Consider the following 752-nt stretch of genomic DNA (forward strand, 5'->3'; position numbering starts at 1 on the left):
AAAATCAGGCTCGCCAATACGTAAGGTGACGGGGGTGTTCAAGTAGACCAGAATCGGTGTTCAAGTAAACCAGAATATGCAATCATCAAGCAGGCAGGCTTGAAGCGTGAAGATGTGACCATTCATGCCGCGAACTCTTTTGTGACGTTGAATGTACCGGAAGCGCACTTTGATATGGTGCGTCCGGGTGGTGTGTTGTACGGCGACCAGCCGACGAATCCGGAATTCCTGCCTATCTTCTCGTTCAAGACCAAGGTTGCATCATTGATGGATTTCCCCAAGGATGCGACAGTGGGCTACGACTCCACGGTTAAGCTGACCCGTGACTCTGTTTTGGCAAACCTGCCTGTCGGTTACAGTGATTCCTACCCTCGGAAGATGGGCAATAACGCTGACGTACTGATCAATGGCCAGCGCGCCAAGGTCAAGGGCGTGATCTCAATGAATACCACCATGATTGACGTGACCGATATTAAAGGGGTTAAACCCGGTGATGAAGTCGTCTTGTTTGGTGCGCAAAAGAAGGATGCCATTCTCGGGTCAGAGTGGGAGAAGCATGCGGATGTGATCCTCCCTGAAATCTATACCCAGTGGGGACAAACGAACGACAAGGTTTATGTTAACTGAGCAGGGTATGAAGCAGCTATGGTTATCGACGTATAGCTGTCTAGGTAAGTACTCAAAAACCGGTACATAAGGCGATTTCACGTTCTGCCGCCTAAGCTCATCCCCATGTTCCCATTACCGCCTGA

1 protein-coding gene is annotated in these 752 nt (G+C 50.0%); it reads left to right on the top strand.

What is annotated here, in order from left to right; all coding sequences use genetic code 11:
• Nucleotides 1–99 precede the first annotated feature (99 nt).
• A complete protein-coding gene (locus ABD892_RS10335) occupies nucleotides 100–627 on the top strand; it encodes an alanine racemase C-terminal domain-containing protein (RefSeq protein WP_345195543.1) in 528 nt (175 codons plus the stop codon).
• Nucleotides 628–752 lie beyond the last annotated feature (125 nt).

This window comes from Kistimonas scapharcae (assembly GCF_039540975.1).
Lineage (GTDB): Bacteria > Pseudomonadota > Gammaproteobacteria > Pseudomonadales > Endozoicomonadaceae > Kistimonas > Kistimonas scapharcae.